The organism is Pseudomonas fluorescens (genome assembly GCF_005938625.1).
Classification (GTDB): domain Bacteria; phylum Pseudomonadota; class Gammaproteobacteria; order Pseudomonadales; family Pseudomonadaceae; genus Aquipseudomonas; species Aquipseudomonas fluorescens_BD.
In genome coordinates, this window is the sequence record NZ_VCNJ01000006.1 from 104,113 (window position 1) to 120,066 (window position 15,954).

14 protein-coding genes are annotated in these 15,954 nt (G+C 60.3%); 8 read left to right on the forward strand and 6 right to left on the reverse strand.

Annotated features, from left to right (window positions below):
* The first annotated feature begins 80 nt into the window (after positions 1 to 80).
* From FGA82_RS05845 to FGA82_RS05870, 5 genes are all read left to right on the forward strand, one after another.
* Entirely contained in the window at positions 81 to 1,841 is a 1,761-nt protein-coding gene (locus FGA82_RS05845; RefSeq protein ID WP_141126351.1) for an ATP-binding protein, read from the forward strand.
* Positions 1,841 to 3,169 (forward strand): sigma-54-dependent transcriptional regulator, encoded by a 1,329-nt coding sequence (locus FGA82_RS05850; RefSeq protein WP_141126352.1) that lies wholly within the window; start codon positions 1,841 to 1,843, stop codon positions 3,167 to 3,169. Before FGA82_RS05845 ends, FGA82_RS05850 begins: the two co-directional genes overlap by 1 nt.
* A gap of 382 nt (positions 3,170 to 3,551) precedes the next feature.
* On the forward strand, positions 3,552 to 4,871 hold the full coding sequence (locus FGA82_RS05855; protein ID WP_007912608.1) for an MFS transporter: 1,320 nt from the start codon (positions 3,552 to 3,554) through the stop codon (positions 4,869 to 4,871).
* Between the two features lie 407 nt (positions 4,872 to 5,278).
* The gene (locus tag FGA82_RS05860; protein WP_141126353.1) at positions 5,279 to 5,554 is read left to right on the forward strand and encodes a hypothetical protein; all 276 of its coding nucleotides are present in this window, start codon (positions 5,279 to 5,281) and stop codon (positions 5,552 to 5,554) included.
* A 257-nt stretch (positions 5,555 to 5,811) separates the two neighbouring features.
* Positions 5,812 to 6,441 carry a flavin reductase family protein gene (locus FGA82_RS05870; protein WP_141126354.1) on the forward strand — a complete coding sequence of 210 codons (630 nt, stop codon included), beginning with the start codon at positions 5,812 to 5,814 and terminating at the stop codon, positions 6,439 to 6,441.
* A gap of 4 nt (positions 6,442 to 6,445) precedes the next feature.
* Here FGA82_RS05870 and FGA82_RS05875 read toward each other — a convergent pair whose 3' ends face one another.
* The gene (locus FGA82_RS05875; RefSeq protein WP_016985292.1) at positions 6,446 to 6,688 is read right to left on the reverse strand and encodes a hypothetical protein; all 243 of its coding nucleotides are present in this window, start codon (positions 6,686 to 6,688) and stop codon (positions 6,446 to 6,448) included.
* Positions 6,689 to 6,731: 43 nt separating this feature from the next.
* On the reverse strand, positions 6,732 to 7,085 hold the full coding sequence (locus FGA82_RS05880; RefSeq protein ID WP_141126355.1) for an antibiotic biosynthesis monooxygenase family protein: 354 nt from the start codon (positions 7,083 to 7,085) through the stop codon (positions 6,732 to 6,734).
* A 397-nt stretch (positions 7,086 to 7,482) separates the two neighbouring features.
* Here FGA82_RS05880 and FGA82_RS05885 point away from each other — a divergent pair, with 397 nt between their 5' ends.
* On the forward strand, positions 7,483 to 8,412 hold the full coding sequence (locus FGA82_RS05885) for an AraC family transcriptional regulator (protein WP_127929558.1): 930 nt from the start codon (positions 7,483 to 7,485) through the stop codon (positions 8,410 to 8,412).
* Between the two features lie 313 nt (positions 8,413 to 8,725).
* Here FGA82_RS05885 and FGA82_RS05890 read toward each other — a convergent pair whose 3' ends face one another.
* Together FGA82_RS05890 and FGA82_RS05895 are read right to left on the reverse strand one after the other, a co-directional pair.
* Positions 8,726 to 10,177 carry an aldehyde dehydrogenase family protein gene (locus FGA82_RS05890; protein WP_141126356.1) on the reverse strand — a complete coding sequence of 484 codons (1,452 nt, stop codon included), beginning with the start codon at positions 10,175 to 10,177 and terminating at the stop codon, positions 8,726 to 8,728.
* The gene (locus tag FGA82_RS05895; protein WP_141126357.1) at positions 10,174 to 11,811 is read right to left on the reverse strand and encodes a 5-guanidino-2-oxopentanoate decarboxylase; all 1,638 of its coding nucleotides are present in this window, start codon (positions 11,809 to 11,811) and stop codon (positions 10,174 to 10,176) included. The genes FGA82_RS05890 and FGA82_RS05895 overlap by 4 nt, the downstream gene beginning before the upstream one ends.
* 228 nt (positions 11,812 to 12,039) lie before the next feature.
* On the opposite strand from FGA82_RS05895, the gene FGA82_RS05900 reads away from it, so the two are divergent.
* Entirely contained in the window at positions 12,040 to 12,921 is an 882-nt protein-coding gene (locus FGA82_RS05900) for a LysR substrate-binding domain-containing protein (protein WP_141126358.1), read from the forward strand.
* A 326-nt stretch (positions 12,922 to 13,247) separates the two neighbouring features.
* On the opposite strand, the gene FGA82_RS05905 is transcribed toward FGA82_RS05900, so the two are convergent.
* Entirely contained in the window at positions 13,248 to 13,862 is a 615-nt protein-coding gene (locus FGA82_RS05905) for an NAD(P)-dependent oxidoreductase (RefSeq protein WP_141126359.1), read from the reverse strand.
* 45 nt (positions 13,863 to 13,907) lie between these two features.
* Positions 13,908 to 14,786, reverse strand: coding sequence for an MBL fold metallo-hydrolase (locus FGA82_RS05910; protein WP_141126360.1), 879 nt, complete (start codon positions 14,784 to 14,786; stop codon positions 13,908 to 13,910).
* 114 nt (positions 14,787 to 14,900) lie between these two features.
* Here FGA82_RS05910 and FGA82_RS05915 point away from each other — a divergent pair, with 114 nt between their 5' ends.
* Positions 14,901 to 15,806: a LysR family transcriptional regulator gene (locus FGA82_RS05915; protein WP_141126361.1), complete on the forward strand. Its 906-nt coding sequence runs from the start codon at positions 14,901 to 14,903 to the stop codon at positions 15,804 to 15,806.
* Positions 15,807 to 15,954 lie beyond the last annotated feature (148 nt).

Below are 15,954 nucleotides of genomic sequence, written 5' to 3' on the forward strand. Positions count from 1 at the left end.
ATCGGGTACCGGGACAACCGTGGGACGGCGTGCCTGCCCATGCTATCGTGCCCGCCCGAACTGCCATCCGTTAGCCCAGCATGCTGCCGACTTCCCGTACCTTGCGTCTGTCGTTGTATACCCTGCTGATCATCGCCGGTGCGGCTGTTGCCGCCACGCTTGCGATTCGCCACGCCGAGCGTCAGGCGCTGGTAGAAGACGCGGCCCGCGCCAACCAGCAACTGGCGCTCTATGCCAATTCGTTGCACACCCTGATCGACCGCTATCGCGCCCTCCCCGCCGTGCTGGCGCTGGATCCGCAATTGCGCTCGGCGCTGGCAGGTTCAGTTGATGCCGAAGAGCAGGCGGCGCTGAATCTGAAGCTGGAAAAGATCAACGGTGCGGCGCAGTCCTCGACCCTTGAATTGCTTGATCACACGGGGCTCGCCGTGGCCGCCAGCAATTGGCGTCTGCCGAGCAGTTACGTCGGCCACAACTATGGCTTCCGTCCCTATTTCAGCCAGACCCGCACCCAGGGCACCGGGCGTTTTTATGCCGTGGGCGTGACCAGCGGCATTCCCGGCTACTTCCTCTCAAGCGCCGTACTTGGTGATAACGACGAGTTTCTTGGCGCGATGGTGGTCAAGCTGGAATTCCCCGAACTGGAGCGGGAGTGGAGTCAGGGCAATGACACGCTGCTGGTCAGCGACGCGCGCGGCATCATCTTCATCGCCAACCAACCCGGCTGGCGCTATCGCGCGCTGCGGCCGTTGAGTGCCAGTGACATGGCCGATATAAAAGCCACCCGGCAGTACGACAAACAGTCGCTGGTGCCGTTGACCCACTTGTCGCTGCGCCGCTTCGATGACAACAGCGATCTGCGCCGCGTCGAAGGCCCGCAAGGCACGGCGGATTATCTGTGGGAATCGCTGCCACTGAGTGCCGAAGGCTGGACCCTGCACCTGCTGCGCCATCCGCAAGTGGCCTTCGAAGATCTGCGCAACGCCGGCCTCGCCGCCGCCGGGGTGTGGCTGGCACTGGTGTTTCTGTTGCTGTTCCTCAACCAGCGCTGGCGCCTGTCGAAAATCCGCCAGCGCAACCGCGAGGAACTGGAGCAGTTGGTGGAAGAACGCACCCGCGACTTGCGCACCGCGCAGGACGGTCTGGTGCAATCGGCCAAACTCGCCGCGCTCGGTCAGATGTCCGCCGCGCTGGCCCACGAAATCAATCAACCGCTGACCGCCCAGCGCATGCAACTGGCGACTCTGCGCCTGCTGCTCGACCATGGCCGCGTCGACGATGCCTATAAAGCCTTAAAACCGGTGGATGACATGCTCACGCGCATGGCTGCCCTCACCGGCCACCTCAAGACTTTCGCGCGCAAAAGTCCCAGCGGCTTGCGCGAGCGGCTGGATCTGGCGACGGTGGTCGATCAATCTCTGCAACTGCTCGATGCGCGGCTGCGCGACGAACAGGTCAGTCTGGTGCTGCACCTGACCCGTCCGGCGTGGGTGCGCGGTGATGCGATTCGTCTCGAACAGGTACTGATCAACCTGCTGCGCAACGCCCTCGATGCGATGCAGGGCAAAGCGTGCAAACGTCTGGAGATCCGTCTGGAAGCCGATGAGCAACTGTGGCGTCTGAGCGTCAGCGACAATGGCGGCGGCATCGCCGAAGATCATCTGGGTCAGGTGTTCGATCCGTTCTTCACCACCAAACCGGTGGGCGACGGCCTGGGCCTCGGGTTGGCGGTATCCTTCGCCATCGTGCATGAATCCGGCGGCCGTCTGAGCGCCGAGAATGGCGACACCGGCGCGGTGTTCAGCCTGACTTTGCCGATCGATCTGGAGGCACACATCTGATGCTCAACTCGGTAATGGTGGTCGATGACGAAAGTAGCATTCGCAGCGCCGTCGAGCAGTGGCTGAGCCTGTCCGGGTTCGAAGTTCAACTGTTCAGCCGCGCCGAAGACTGCCTCGCCGCCCTGCCCGCGCACTTTGCGGGGGTAATCCTCAGCGATGTGCGCATGCCCGGCATGGGCGGCCTGGCATTGTTGGCTGAAGTGCAGAAACGCGATGCCGATCTGCCGGTGATTCTGCTCACCGGCCATGGCGACGTACCGATGGCCGTCGAGGCGATGCGCGACGGTGCCTACGACTTTCTGGAAAAACCGTTCAGCCCGGAAACCCTGCTCGGTAGCTTGCGCCGGGCGCTGGACAAACGTCGTCTGATTCTGGAGAACCGCGCCCTGCACGAACAGGCCGACAACCGCGCGAAACTCGATGCGACGTTGCTCGGGGTGTCCCGTGGTTTGCAGACGTTGCGGCGGCAAGTACTGGATCTGGCGGCGCTGCCGGTCAATGTGCTGATCCGTGGCGAAACCGGTAGCGGCAAGGAACTGGTCGCGCGTTGCCTGCATGATTTTGGACCGCGCGCGGCCAAGCCGTTCGTGGCGTTGAACTGCGCGGCGATCCCTGAACAGCTGTTTGAGGCGGAGTTGTTCGGTCACGAGAGCGGCGCGTTTACCGGTGCCTCGGGCAAGCGCATCGGCAAGCTGGAATACGCCGACGGTGGCACGCTGTTTCTCGATGAAATCGAAAGCATGCCGCTGGCCCAACAGGTCAAACTGCTACGCGTGTTGCAGGAGCAAAAGCTTGAGCGGCTGGGTTCGAACCAGAGCATTCGCGTCGATCTGCGCATTGTCGCGGCGACCAAACCTGACCTGCTCGATGAAGCCCGGGCCGGACGTTTTCGCGAGGATCTGGCCTATCGCCTGAACGTCGCCGAGCTGCGCTTACCGCCGCTGCGCGATCGTCGTGAAGACATTCCATTGTTGTTCGAAACCTTCGCCCACAACGCCGCTGAACGCTTGGGCCGAACCTTTCCGCCCTTGAGTGGCGCGCAATTGAGCCATCTGCTCAGCCACGACTGGCCGGGCAACGTGCGCGAACTGGCGAACGTCGCCGAGCGCCAGGTGCTGGGGCTGGATGAGCCGGCGCCGGGGATTGATCCGGGGCAATCGCTGGCGGCGCAGCAGGAGGCGTTTGAGGCGCAGTGTTTGCGTGCAGCGCTGACCCGGCACAAGGGCGATGTGAAAGCGGTGCTTGAAGAACTGCAACTGCCGCGCCGCACGTTCAATGAAAAAATGCAGCGGCATGGGTTGAGTCGGGAGATGTTTTTGGCTGAGTGAGGCTGGGTCGGGATTTTTGCTGCGGCTGAAACCCATCCCCCTCACCCCAGCCCTCTCCCCCAAGGGGGCGAGGGGGAAGGGAGCCGATCTCCATGCTTTTCAAACCTGAGTTCGACTCGGTATCTCAGGTCGGTGCACTCGAACAATCCACTCGGTCAGTCCCCTCTCCCTCCGGGAGAGGGTTAGGGTGAGGGGCTTTTGATCTTCGCCCCAATAAGCGGAAATCCGCTCACACAATCCATTCCATCGGCACAAAACCGCTCACCCAACCCCGCCACCCCCTCTAAACCGGCCCTCCCACCGTTGGCACACCTCCTGCTATAGCCCTCGCAGGCTGCGTTCCAACGCGCTCCACAAAAACAATTAAACGAAGGATCCTTCAATGGATAACTCCAACGCCCTGCCACTTGGGTCGGCTGCCGTGCCGGCCAAAGAAAGAACCACCGCCAGCCGGATCAAATCGATCTTCAGCGGTTCCGTCGGCAACATGGTCGAATGGTACGACTGGTATGTGTATGCCGCCTTCTCCCTGTACTTCGCCAAAACCTTCTTCCCTGCCGGTTCCACCACTGCGCAACTGATGAACACCGCTGCGATTTTCGCCGTCGGCTTTCTGATGCGTCCGATCGGTGGCTGGCTGATGGGCATGTACGCCGACAAGGTCGGACGCAAAAAAGCCCTGATGGCCTCGGTCTACCTGATGTGCTTCGGCTCGCTGCTGATCGCCCTCAGCCCGAACTACGAAACCATCGGCATCGGCGCGCCGATCCTGCTGGTGTTCGCACGACTGCTGCAAGGCCTGTCGGTCGGCGGCGAATACGGCACCTCGGCGACCTATCTCTCGGAGATGGCGACCAAGGAACGTCGCGGCTTCTTCTCCAGCTTCCAATACGTGACCCTGATCTCCGGCCAGCTCATCGCCCTCGGCGTACTGATCGTGCTGCAAAACGTGCTGACCACCGAACAGCTGTACGCGTGGGGCTGGCGTATTCCGTTCGCCATCGGCGCGCTGTGCGCAGTGGTCGCGCTGTACCTGCGTCGCGGCATGGAAGAAACCGAGTCGTTCACCAAAAAAGAGAAATCCAAGGAAAGCGCCATGCGCACCTTGATGCGCCATCCCAAAGAGCTGTTGACCGTGGTCGGCCTGACCATGGGCGGCACCCTGGCGTTCTACACCTACACCACCTACATGCAGAAATACCTGGTGAACACGGTCGGCATGAGCATCTCCGACTCGACCACCATTTCTGCCGCCACGCTGTTCCTGTTCATGTGCCTGCAACCGATCATCGGTGGCCTCTCGGACAAGATCGGCCGTCGTCCGATCCTGATTGCCTTCGGCGTGTTGGGCACGATCTTCACCGTGCCGATCCTGATGACCCTGCACACCATTCAAACCTGGTGGGGTGCGTTCTTCCTGATCATGGCGGCGCTGATCATCGTCAGCGGCTACACCTCGATCAACGCCGTGGTGAAAGCCGAACTGTTCCCGACCGAAATCCGCGCCCTCGGCGTTGGCCTGCCGTACGCACTGACCGTGTCAATCTTCGGCGGCACCGCCGAATACATCGCGCTGTGGTTCAAGAGCATTGGCATGGAAACCGGTTACTACTGGTATGTGACGGCGTGCATCGCGGTGTCGTTGCTGGTGTACATCACCATGAAAGACACCCAGAAACACTCGCGCATCGTTACTGACTGATCGGGTTTTCACAGCCACTGCAACGGTGGCTGTGGTGGCCCTGTCGCTGGCAAGCCAGCGCCCACATTGACGGCGTCGCTCACAGATCTTTTGTACGACGCGAATCCTGTGGGAGCTGGCTTGCCAGCGATGCGGGTCACCGCGTTATCCAGACCTGCATGAAAAATCCCTCACACACGCCGCACAGCGATTAATCGCTAATTAATGCTGCCCCTGCATTCTGCAATCACCTGATCGATGACCTGCGCGACGCTCGCTCCGACGACGAGAGCGAATTATTCTGCGCCGCCCTTAACATCAAGTTAATCGATTGTTTTTAGCATTAATTTGCGCTTTTTAATCAATTTAGTTGGCGTAACATTAAACCCATGCAAGACACACCCGCCAACGAATCTGGAGTAACCGACATGAAAACCAAACTGATCCTCGCCCTGACCCTTTCCGTACTGGCCGCTAACACCTTCGCCGCCGACGGCTCGGATCGCACCAAATCCGCCGACTTCATCAACGGCGCCAGCGCTGTGATCGAAACCAGCCACACCGGTACTTATGCCGCTGACGGGTTTGATAAAACCAATATTGGTAAAGCAGTGGCTGCCGATGGTTTCGACAAAACGAACCTTGGTAAAACCGTCGCTGCTGACGGCTTTGATAAAACCGGTACTGCCGCTGCCATCAGCTAAGTATCAGCAGTCCCCCCACAGCCCGGCCTCGGCCGGGCTTAGTCATTTCTGGGGGATGACAATTTTCTCAAATACACACAAGTCCACTGTAGGAGCTGCCGAAGGCTGCGATCTTTTGATCTTGATCTTTAAAAGCAAAATCAAAAGATCGCAGCCTTCGGCAGCTCCTACACGGGGATTTGCGTCTGGCTGGAAATATGCGGGGCGTCCTTGCACTATGGCTGCATCTAAAAAGCAGCCTCAGGAATTCACCCACCATGTCCGATGACATCCACTTCTACGAACCCGCCAACGGCCACGGTCTGCCCCACGACCCGTTCAACGCCATCGTTGGCCCGCGCCCGATCGGCTGGATTTCCTCGCAGGATGCCAACGGCCAGCTCAACCTGGCGCCGTACAGCTTTTTCAACGCCTTCAACTACATTCCGCCGATCATTGGTTTCTCCAGCGTCGGGCGCAAAGACAGCCTGAACAACATCGAGCAGACCGGCGAATTCGTCTGGAACCTCGCCACACGTCCACTGGCCGAGCAGATGAATCAGAGCTGCGCGATGGTCGCGCCTCAGGTCAACGAATTCGAATTGGCGGGATTGACGACAGTGGCGTCAAAAGTGATTTCGGTGCCACGGGTCGCCGAAAGCCCGGTGTCCTTCGAATGCAAGGTCACACAGATCATTCAATTGCAGCGTGCCGATGGCGAGACGGTGCCGAGCTGGCTGGTCCTTGGCGAAGTGGTCGCCGTGCACATCGCCAAGTGGCTGTTGAAGGATGGCATCTACGACACCGCCGCGGCAGAACCGATTCTGCGCGGCGGCGGGCCGGCGGATTATTTCCAGTTGGGGCCTGAAGCCCTGTTCAAGATGTGGCGTCCGGGCGCCAGCAAGTAACGCGTTACCAGATCAACTCGGCGTCGTCAGTGACACCTTTGAGGTTATCCAGCTCATTGATGGCAGCCTCGTCGGCGGCGATAGCACCGGGGAAGACCTGATCATTCAGCAGTTTGTGAAAGCGTGGTGCACCGCCATCGACCAGGGCCTTGACCGCGATTGCTGCGTGATAGCCCTTGTTGCCGCCCAGCTCGACGGGGACGACTGCGGAAACTGCTTCGAAGTGTTCGAACTCTTTACGTGCCATGTCACACATCCCGGCTCAGACAAATAAGCCGGACATTAAACCCTCAACCGACGAGTTTGTGTACCGGTGCCGGGCATTGACCGAGGGCTTGTGCCGCCGATACGTCCTTGAAGGTGTGGAAGTCGAGGCTGTTGACCACCAGTTCCTGCACCAGCTCGGCGAAGATTTCCAACGACGGGCTGTTGAAATAGTTGGTCATCATTTGCTGACTGCTCCAGAACCCGGAGATCAGCCACAACTCGGGATCACACTGCGAATGCTGCAAGGCAAAGCTCAGGCAACCGGGGGCGGCGCGGGACGGATCGATCAACGCACTCAGGCGTACACCGAGCTCCACCGAACGCCCGGCGCGCGCTCGAACGAAGGCCATATGACTGACGGGAATCTGCTTGGACATGTTCAACCCTCCCAGGGAGTCGCGTGGCAGCCGGGGGACGGGCTGCGACAGGATCAAAGGTTAAGGGCCGAGCGCCAGGCGCCGTTAGTCGATTCCTGCCGCCGCGTTGCACAATCCTGCGAGACTGCATCCAGAACCTGTAACAACCTGTAAACCTGTGCAACACGTCTGTCATACGCGTTTTGTGTAGGAGCTGCCGAAGGCTGCGATCTTTTGATTTTGCTTTAAAGATCAACAGATCGCAGCCTTCGGCAGCTCCTGCAGGGTTGAATGGCGGCAGGCGCGCAAACAGCCCCAAGCAGAATCAGGCAAGCATTTCGCAGGATGTGTCTACCGCTGGCGCTTGCACAAACATATGCTCTGCTCCATTCCACCTCCCCTGCCGAGGATGCCGTGCATGACGTCATTCGATCGTTTTCAAGCCGAACCCAGCGCTGACATGGAAAAACAGCGCGCGGAGCTGGCGGCGATCATCCGCCGCAACACCACCGACGATGGCAGCTACGAGACCGCCATCGGCTCGCTGTTCATGTCGCGCCACACAAAATCCCACGACTTTGCCCCGGTGCTCGCGCAACCGGCGCTGTGCATCATGGCGCAGGGACGTAAAGAGGTGCGGCTGGCCGATGAGTACTTCAATTACGACCCACTGAATTATCTGGTGGTCTCGGTTTCGATGCCGTTGAGCGGGCGCGTGGTGAATGTCTCGCCGGAAGAACCGATCCTCGCCGTGCGCCTGGATATTGATCCGACCGAAATCACCGCGCTGATCGCCGACGCCGGCCCCATGGGTGTGCCGACCCGGCCGACCGGGCGCGGTTTGTATGTCGAGCAGATCGACAGCTCCATGCTCGATGCGGTGCTGCGTCTGGCGCGTCTGCTCGATGCACCGAAAGACATCGCCATGCTCGCGCCGCTGATTCGCCGGGAGATTCTCTATCGACTGCTGCGCAGCCCGCAGGGGCATCGGTTGTATGAGATCGCGATTGCCAACAGTCAGAGCCATCGCATCAGCCAGGCGATCAAATGGCTCAACGGCAACTTCGAGCAACCGCTGCGTATTGATGATCTGGCCAAAGAAGTGAATCTGAGTGTGTCGACGTTGCATCATCGGTTTAAGGCGATGACGGCGATGAGTCCGCTGCAGTATCAGAAGCAATTGCGCCTGCAAGAGGCCCGGCGGTTGATGTTGGCGGAGGGGCTGGAGGCTTCGGCGGCGGGGTATCGGGTGGGGTATGAAAGTCCGTCGCAATTCAGCCGTGAGTACAGCCGGTTGTTTGGTGCGCCGCCGCTGAGGGATTTGGCGCGGTTGCGGCTTTCGGTGTGACCGTTGGAAGCCCCTCACCCTAACCCTCTCCCGGAGGGAGAGGGTTAGGGTGAGTGGGGGATATTGAAGAGGTTCACCGACTTGAACGATTCGCTTTGAATCCATAATCAACTCGATTTTTTCAGGTCGGCGAACATCGCCAGACACCGCGGTCGGCCCCCTCTCCCTTCGGGAGAGGGCTGGGGTGAGGGTCGGCTTTTAAAGTGCTTTGACGAATCCAAAATCGACCGGGTTTTTCAGGTCGATGGATAACGCCAGACACCTCGGTCGGCCCCCTCTCCCTCCGGGAGAGGGCTGGGGTGAGGGTCGGCTTCTAAACCGCGCGAATCACATGTTTGATCTCTTGAAACGCCGCCAATCCCCAAGGTCCTAACTCGCGGCCAATGCTGCTCTGCTTGTACCCACCCCACGCCGCCTGCGGGAAAATCACTTGCGGTGCATTGATCCACACCATCCCCGCCTGCAAGGCATTGGCCACGCGGTCCGCCGCCGCAGCATCGCTCGTCACCACACTGGCTACCAAACCAAACGGCGTGTCATTGGCCAGCGCAATCGCCTCGGCTTCGCTACTGAAACTGCGCACGCACAGCACCGGCCCGAAAATTTCTTCACACCACAGCGCGCTGTCCAGTGGCACATCGGTAAACACGGTCGGCTGCAAGAAATAGCCGCGCGGCAGTTCCGCCGGGCGATTGCCGCCGCAGATCAATCGCGCACCCGCGCTCAAGCCACGATCAATGTGCCCAAGCACTCGCTGATACTGCGCCTGATTGACCAGCGCGCCCATTTCCACCTCCGCATCGAACGGATCGGCCACACGAATGGCCTGCGCACGTTTCTGCAAGCGACTGAGGAACTCCTCTTCCAGCTCATCCGCGACCAGCACACGACTGGTCGCCGAACACATCTGCCCGGCGTTGAAAAATGCGCCGCCACAGGCCAGCTCAACCGCCAGATCGAGATCTGCATCCGCCAACACCAGCAGCGAAGATTTACCGCCCAACTCCAGGCTGACGCCCTTGACTGTTTCCGCCGCACGCTGCATGACCTGCACGCCGACCGCGTTGCTGCCGGTGAAGGAGATTTTGGCGATACGCGGGTCCGCCGACAATGGCGCACCGACTGCCAACCCCGTGCCGCAAACCAGGTTGAACACGCCGTTCGGCAGCCCCGATTCGGCGATGATCGCCGCCAGTTCCAGCTCCGGCAGCGGTGTCACTTCCGAAGGCTTGAGCACCACGCAGCAACCCGCCGCCAACGCTGGCGCGAGTTTCCACGCCGTGGTGACCATGGGGAAATTCCACGGCACGATCAGCCCGACCACACCGCACGGTTCGCAGCGCAGGCGTGCGCTGAAATCATCGCTCGGTAGCGGCACGTTGCTGTCCTGTTTCGCGTCGAGGCCTTCAGCGAGTTCGGCGTAATACTCAAACGTGGCGATCACATCGTCGACATCGATAGCTGCTTCGAACTGCGGTTTGCCGTTGTTGCTCGATTGCAGTTTCATCAAGTGCTCGCGACCGTTGCGCACACCATTGGCGATGTTGCGCAGGATCGCCCCGCGCTCGGCACCACTGGTTTGCGACCAGTCCTTGAACGCTGCATTGGCAGCGGTGACCGCTTGATCAACCGCCTGCTCGTCACCGCCATTGACCGTGGTCAGCAGCGCCTCGGTGGCCGGGTTGATCACCCGCAGATGTTCGCGACCGGCCGACCATTGGCCGTTGATGTAGAGACCGTCGAGTGTGGTCGGGAAACTGATCATTGCGCCACCGCCTGCATCCATTGGGTCTGGTCGATTTCAATCAGGGTCGGGCCCTGACGATCGCTTGCACTACGCAATGCGCTGCGCAGTTGCTCGATGCTGCTGATCGCTTCAGCCGCGCAGCCGAGACCCTTGGCCACCGCGACAAAATCCGGGGTGTAGATGTCCACCCCGACCGGCTCGATGGCGCGGTTGACCATGTATTTCTTGATCTCTTCGTAGCCCTGGTTATTCCACAACAGGACGATCACCGGCACCCGCGCTTCGACGGCGCTGGCCAGTTCCGGCAGGGTGAATTGCAGGCCGCCGTCGCCGATCAGGCACACCACCGGAGGGCGCGCGCCTTGCTCGAGTTGGCCACCGAGCCACGCACCAATCGCTGCCGGCAAGGCGTAGCCGAGGGTGCCGTAACCGGTCGAGGCGTTGAACCAGCGACGCGGGTGATTCGGGTTGAACGTCAGGTTGCCGGTGTACACCGGTTGCGTGGAATCGCCGACGAATACGGCGTTCGGCAATTCATTGAGTACGGTGTCGAGGAAACGGGTTTGTGCGAGGGTCGGTGCATCCCAGCTCGAGGCCAGTTCGGCGCGCAGTTTGCCAGCACGGGCCTGACCCCAATCGCTGCTGCGCGCGGCGAGTTTTTCCTGCGACAGCGAGTTCAGCAACGCTTGCGCAGCGTTGCGCGCATCAGCCACCAGCGCCAGGTGCGGCGGGTAGTTGCGCACGGTCTGATCGGCATCGATATCGATGCGCAGCAGTTTGCCGGGAATCTCGAAACCGCCAGCAAAGGTCACGTCGTAATCGGTCTCGGCCAACTCAGTGCCGATGGCCAGAACCACATCGGCATCGGCGACCAGCGCGCGGGTGGCGACCAGCGTTTGGGTCGAGCCGATCAACAGCGGATGGGTACCCGGCAGCATGCCTTTGGCATTAATCGTCAGCGCCACTGGAGCGTCGAGCAACTCGGCAAGTTTAGTCAGCTCCGGCGCTGCGTCGATGGCACCGCCACCGGCCAGAATCAGCGGACGTCTGGCTTCAGCCAGCAGCTCGCTCATGCGTTTGACGGCCGCTGGCGCAGCGCCAGCGCGGTCGATATTGACCGGCACACTGGCGAGTAACTCATCAGCATTTTCGACCAGCACGTCCAACGGAATTTCGATGTGTACCGGACGCGGACGACCGGCCTGAAACAAGGCAAAAGCACGCGCCAGCACCACCGGCAATTCAGCGGCGGACATCAAGGTATGCGAGAACGCCGCAACACCTGCAACCAGTGCGCTCTGGTTCGGCAACTCATGCAGCTTGCCGCGACCGCCGCCCAACTGACTGCGCGATTGCACGCTGGAGATCACCAGCATCGGGATCGAATCGGCGTACGCCTGCCCCATCGCAGTGGTGATGTTGGTCATGCCCGGCCCGGTGATGATGAAGCACACACCCGGTTTACCAGCGGTGCGCGCGTAACCATCGGCCATGAAACCGGCGCCCTGCTCATGCCGAGGCGTGACGTGGCGAATGCTCGAACGCGCCAGCCCGCGATACAGCTCCACGGTGTGCACCCCGGGAATGCCGAACACCTGCTCGACCCCATAACCTTCGAGTAACTTGACCAGTACTTCGCCACACGTCGCCATGTCGATTGCCCTTCAATTTTGATCGATACGCCGAATCAAATGTGGGAGCGAGCTTGCTCGCGAAAACGGTTTTACATTCAGCATCAACGTGACTGACACACCGCTTTCGCGAGCAAGCTCGCTCCCACAATGATTCCGGGAATGGGCTCATTGAACGGTCGGCAGGTAGCGGCAACAATCGATTAAAAGTCATACTAGCCATGTCCTCACGTCATACCTTGGATCCCCATGAAACGCCTGCCTCCCCTCCCCGCCCTGCACACGTTTCTGATTACCGCGCAGTGCTGCAACTTCACCCGCGCCGCCGAGCAGTTGCACATCACCCAGGGCGCAGTGAGCCGGCAGATCGCCGGGCTGGAAGCGCATCTCGGTTATCCGCTGTTCATTCGTCTGGCCCGTGGCCTGGCGCTGACCGCCGAAGGACGTGAATGGCTACCGCGGGTGGAAAAAGTCTTCGGCCTGATCAGCGAAGCGACCGAGCAAATCGGCCTGCAGCGCGAAACCCTGCAACTGAAAGCGCCGAGCTGCGTGATGCGCTGGCTGCTGCCGCGCTTGCTGCAATGGCAAAAAGAACGCCCGGACGTGCCGGTAAAACTCACCGCCTCGCTGCAACACGGCGTGGATTTTCAGCGCGAGCAATTCGATGCCGCGGTGATCTACGGCCTGCCCCCGGACAACTCGCCGGGCGCACTGCACCTGTTCGACGAGCAACTGACACCGGTCTGTTCACCGGTTTTGCTTAAGGGCTCGCCAGCGCTGAATTCACCGGCTGATCTGCAACAGCATCTGCTGCTGCACCCCACTCACGATATTCAGGACTGGTCGGTGTGGCTCAACGCCGCGGAGCTGCGGCTGAACAACATCGGCAGCGGCCAGCATTTCGAAACGCTGGATCAGGCGATGTCGATGGCGTCCCACGGGACGGGGGTGGCGATCGGGGATTGGTCGTTGATCGGTGATGACTTGCGCGTGGGGCGGCTGGTGATGCCGTTTGAGTTGAAGGTGAAGACGGGGCTGGCGTATTACGTGGTTGTGCCTGCGGGAACCGAGCCATCGCCGCAGCTGGAAGAGCTGATGATCTGGCTGGTTGAGCAGGCGCATTTGCGGTGAGGCTTTTTCCCCTCACCCTAACCCTCTCCCAGAGGGAGAGGGGACTGATTGGGGGATGCTATAGAAATACGCCGACGTGAAATTACTGTGTTGAATCCATAATCGACTCGATCACTCAGGTCGATGTACAACGCCAGACAACTCGGTCGGTTCCCTCTCCCAAGGGAGAGGGGACTGATTGGGGGATGCTATAGACATACGCCGACGTGAAATTACTGTGTTGAATCCATAATCGACTCGGTTTTTCAGGTCGATGTACAACGCCAGATAACTCGGTCGGCTCCCTCTCCTTCGGGAGAGGGCTGGGGTGAGGGGCGAGGTTTCACTCAATACCCGACAGTAAACCGCTGACGCGAATGCTTCGGCGTTTCCACTTCGTCGATCAGCGCAATCGCGTAATCGGCAAAGGTGATCCAGCTACGCCCTTCAGCGCTCACCAGCAAATGATCCTTGCCGACACGAAAACTACCCGTGCGCTCACCTTCGACAAACTCCGCCGACGGCGAAAGGAACGTCCAGTCCAGCTCCTTCTCCTGACCCAACGCCTGAAGAAACGCCGCACCAGCACTGGCTTCTGCTTTGTACTCGGCGGGGAAACCCGCACTGTCGATCACTCGCGTATCGTCCGGCAGCAACAACGAACCGGCACCGCCGACCACCAGCAAACGCTTGACGCCCGCCTGCTTTACCGGCCCGACAATCGCGGCCGCCGGGACGGTGGCGAAATGCGCAGCGGTGATCACCACATCGTGACCGGCTACTGCGTCTTGCAGCGCTGTCGAATCCAGCACATCGACATTCTTGCTGACCACACCGGCACGCGCGCCGATCTTCGAGGTGTCGCGGGCAATAGCAGTAACGCTATGGCCGCGACGCAGGGCTTCTTCCAGCAATTGGCTGCCGGCGCGGCCGGTGGCACCAATGATTGCGATCTTGCTCATGACATTCTCCAGTTGGCTTGAGAGTGCTGCGTTTTCAGAATCGGCTTACCACTGCATTTCGCCCTTGGCGACTTTCGCGCTCAGCTCCAGAGAGCTTTCTTCACCCAGTGTCGGGTAGCGTTTTTTCATCGCGGCGATCAGTGCGGCGGAGTCTTTGGCCTTGGCGGTTTCCGCGTCGAAAGCCTTAATGTAGTCGGCGGTGAATTTCACGCTGGCCAGCGAACGGCTGCTGTTGCCGAGGTAATGACCCGGCACCACGGTGTTCGGCTTCAGGGTTTCGATCGAGTGCAAGGTTTCCAGCCAGTCGGCGTGAGATTGCGCGGTCTGGGTGTCGGCCATCCATACGTGGATGTTCTCGGCAACGACGACGCCACCGACCACGGCTTTGAGCGACGGGATCCACACAAAGCTGCGGTCCGGTTGTTTGCCGTCGAGGCCGACTACCTGCAATTTCTGCCCTTCGAGCATCAGGCTGTCGCCCTTGAGCACGCCCGGCACGATGGTTTTCGCCGGCACATCGGCGCCCATTTTCGGGCCCCAGAAAGCCAGTTTGCCGGCGACGGTTTTGTTGATGTGATCGACGGTCGGCTGCGAGGCCAGCACCTTGGCGTCGGGGAAGGCTTGGGTCAGGGTGTCGAGGCCGAAGTAGTAATCCGGGTCACCATGGCTGATGTAAATGGTGGTCAGGTGCTTGCCGCTGGCGCGGATTTTTTCCACCACCTGTTCAGCCTGGGATTTGCCGAATTGCGCATCAACGAGGATCGCGTCTTTCTCGCCGCTGACCAGCACCGAGGTCACCGGGAAAATCGCCTTTGTCCCTGGGTTATAGACGTCGAGGGTCAGGTTGGCAGCCGCTGCATGCGCGGCAAAACCCAGGGAAGCGGTGGCGAGCAGTACGCGTTTGAGTGTGGTGAAGCCGATCATCTGTTGCTCCGGTGTCGGAATGCCGTGTTTGGCGATGGGACAGAGCTTAGTTGCCTGACTCAGTACAAAAAATGCGATGCTTGAACATAGTTTGTTTCTGAAAGCGGGCAAATCATGGATCGTCTCCAAGCAATGCGGGTGTTTGTCACCGTGGTGGATCTGGGCAGCCAGTCGGCAGCAGCCGATCATCTGGACCTTTCGCGGCCGGTGGTTTCGCGCTACCTGGCGGAACTGGAAGACTGGGTCGGCGCACGCCTGATGCACCGCACCACACGCAAGTTGAGCCTGACCGCCGCCGGCAGTGAAATCCTGCCGCGCTGTCGGCAGATGCTCGAACTGTCGACGGACATGCAGGCGGCCGTCAGCGAGCCCCACGACGCCCCGCGCGGGCTGCTGCGGATCAGCGTCAGCACTTCGTTTGGCCAGGCACAACTGGCGGATGCGATGGCCGCTTACGTCAAACGCTATCCCGGTGTGAGCATCGATATGCAAATGCTCGATCGCACGGTGAATCTGGTGGATGAACGGATCGATTTGGCGATTCGTACCAGTAACGATCTGGACCCCAACCTGATCGCCCGACGTCTGACCGTTTGTCGCTCGGTGGTGTGTGCCGCGCCGGCTTATCTGCAGGAGCAAGCCGCACCGTTGCGGGTCGAGGAATTGAGTCGGCACAACTGCCTGACGCACTCGTATTTCGGCAAAAGCCTGTGGCATTTCGAGGAAGATGGCGAACCGGTTTCGGTGCCGGTGCAGGGCAATATCAGCGCCAACGAGGCCAGCACGTTATTGCGCGCAACATTGGCGGGCGCCGGGGTGGCGATGCTGCCGACGTATCAGGCCGGGGTGCATATTCACAGCGGTGAACTGGTCCGACTGCTGCCCCATGCCGAGCCGCGACAAATGAACATCTACGCCGTGTATGCCTCGCGCAAACACATGCCGGCGGCGTTGCGCAGCATGCTGGATTTTCTGGTGCTCAGATTTCCCGCCCCCCCCCAGTGGGATAATGATTTGTAAATCGGATCCCCTGTAGGAGTGAGCCTGCTCGCGATAGCGGTGTGTCAGTCGGATAGATGTTGCCTGACACTCCGTTATCGCGAGCAGGCTCACTCCTACAAGGGTTCATCAGCGTGCTGAATGGTCGGTTAAATCCTCAAGCTCACTC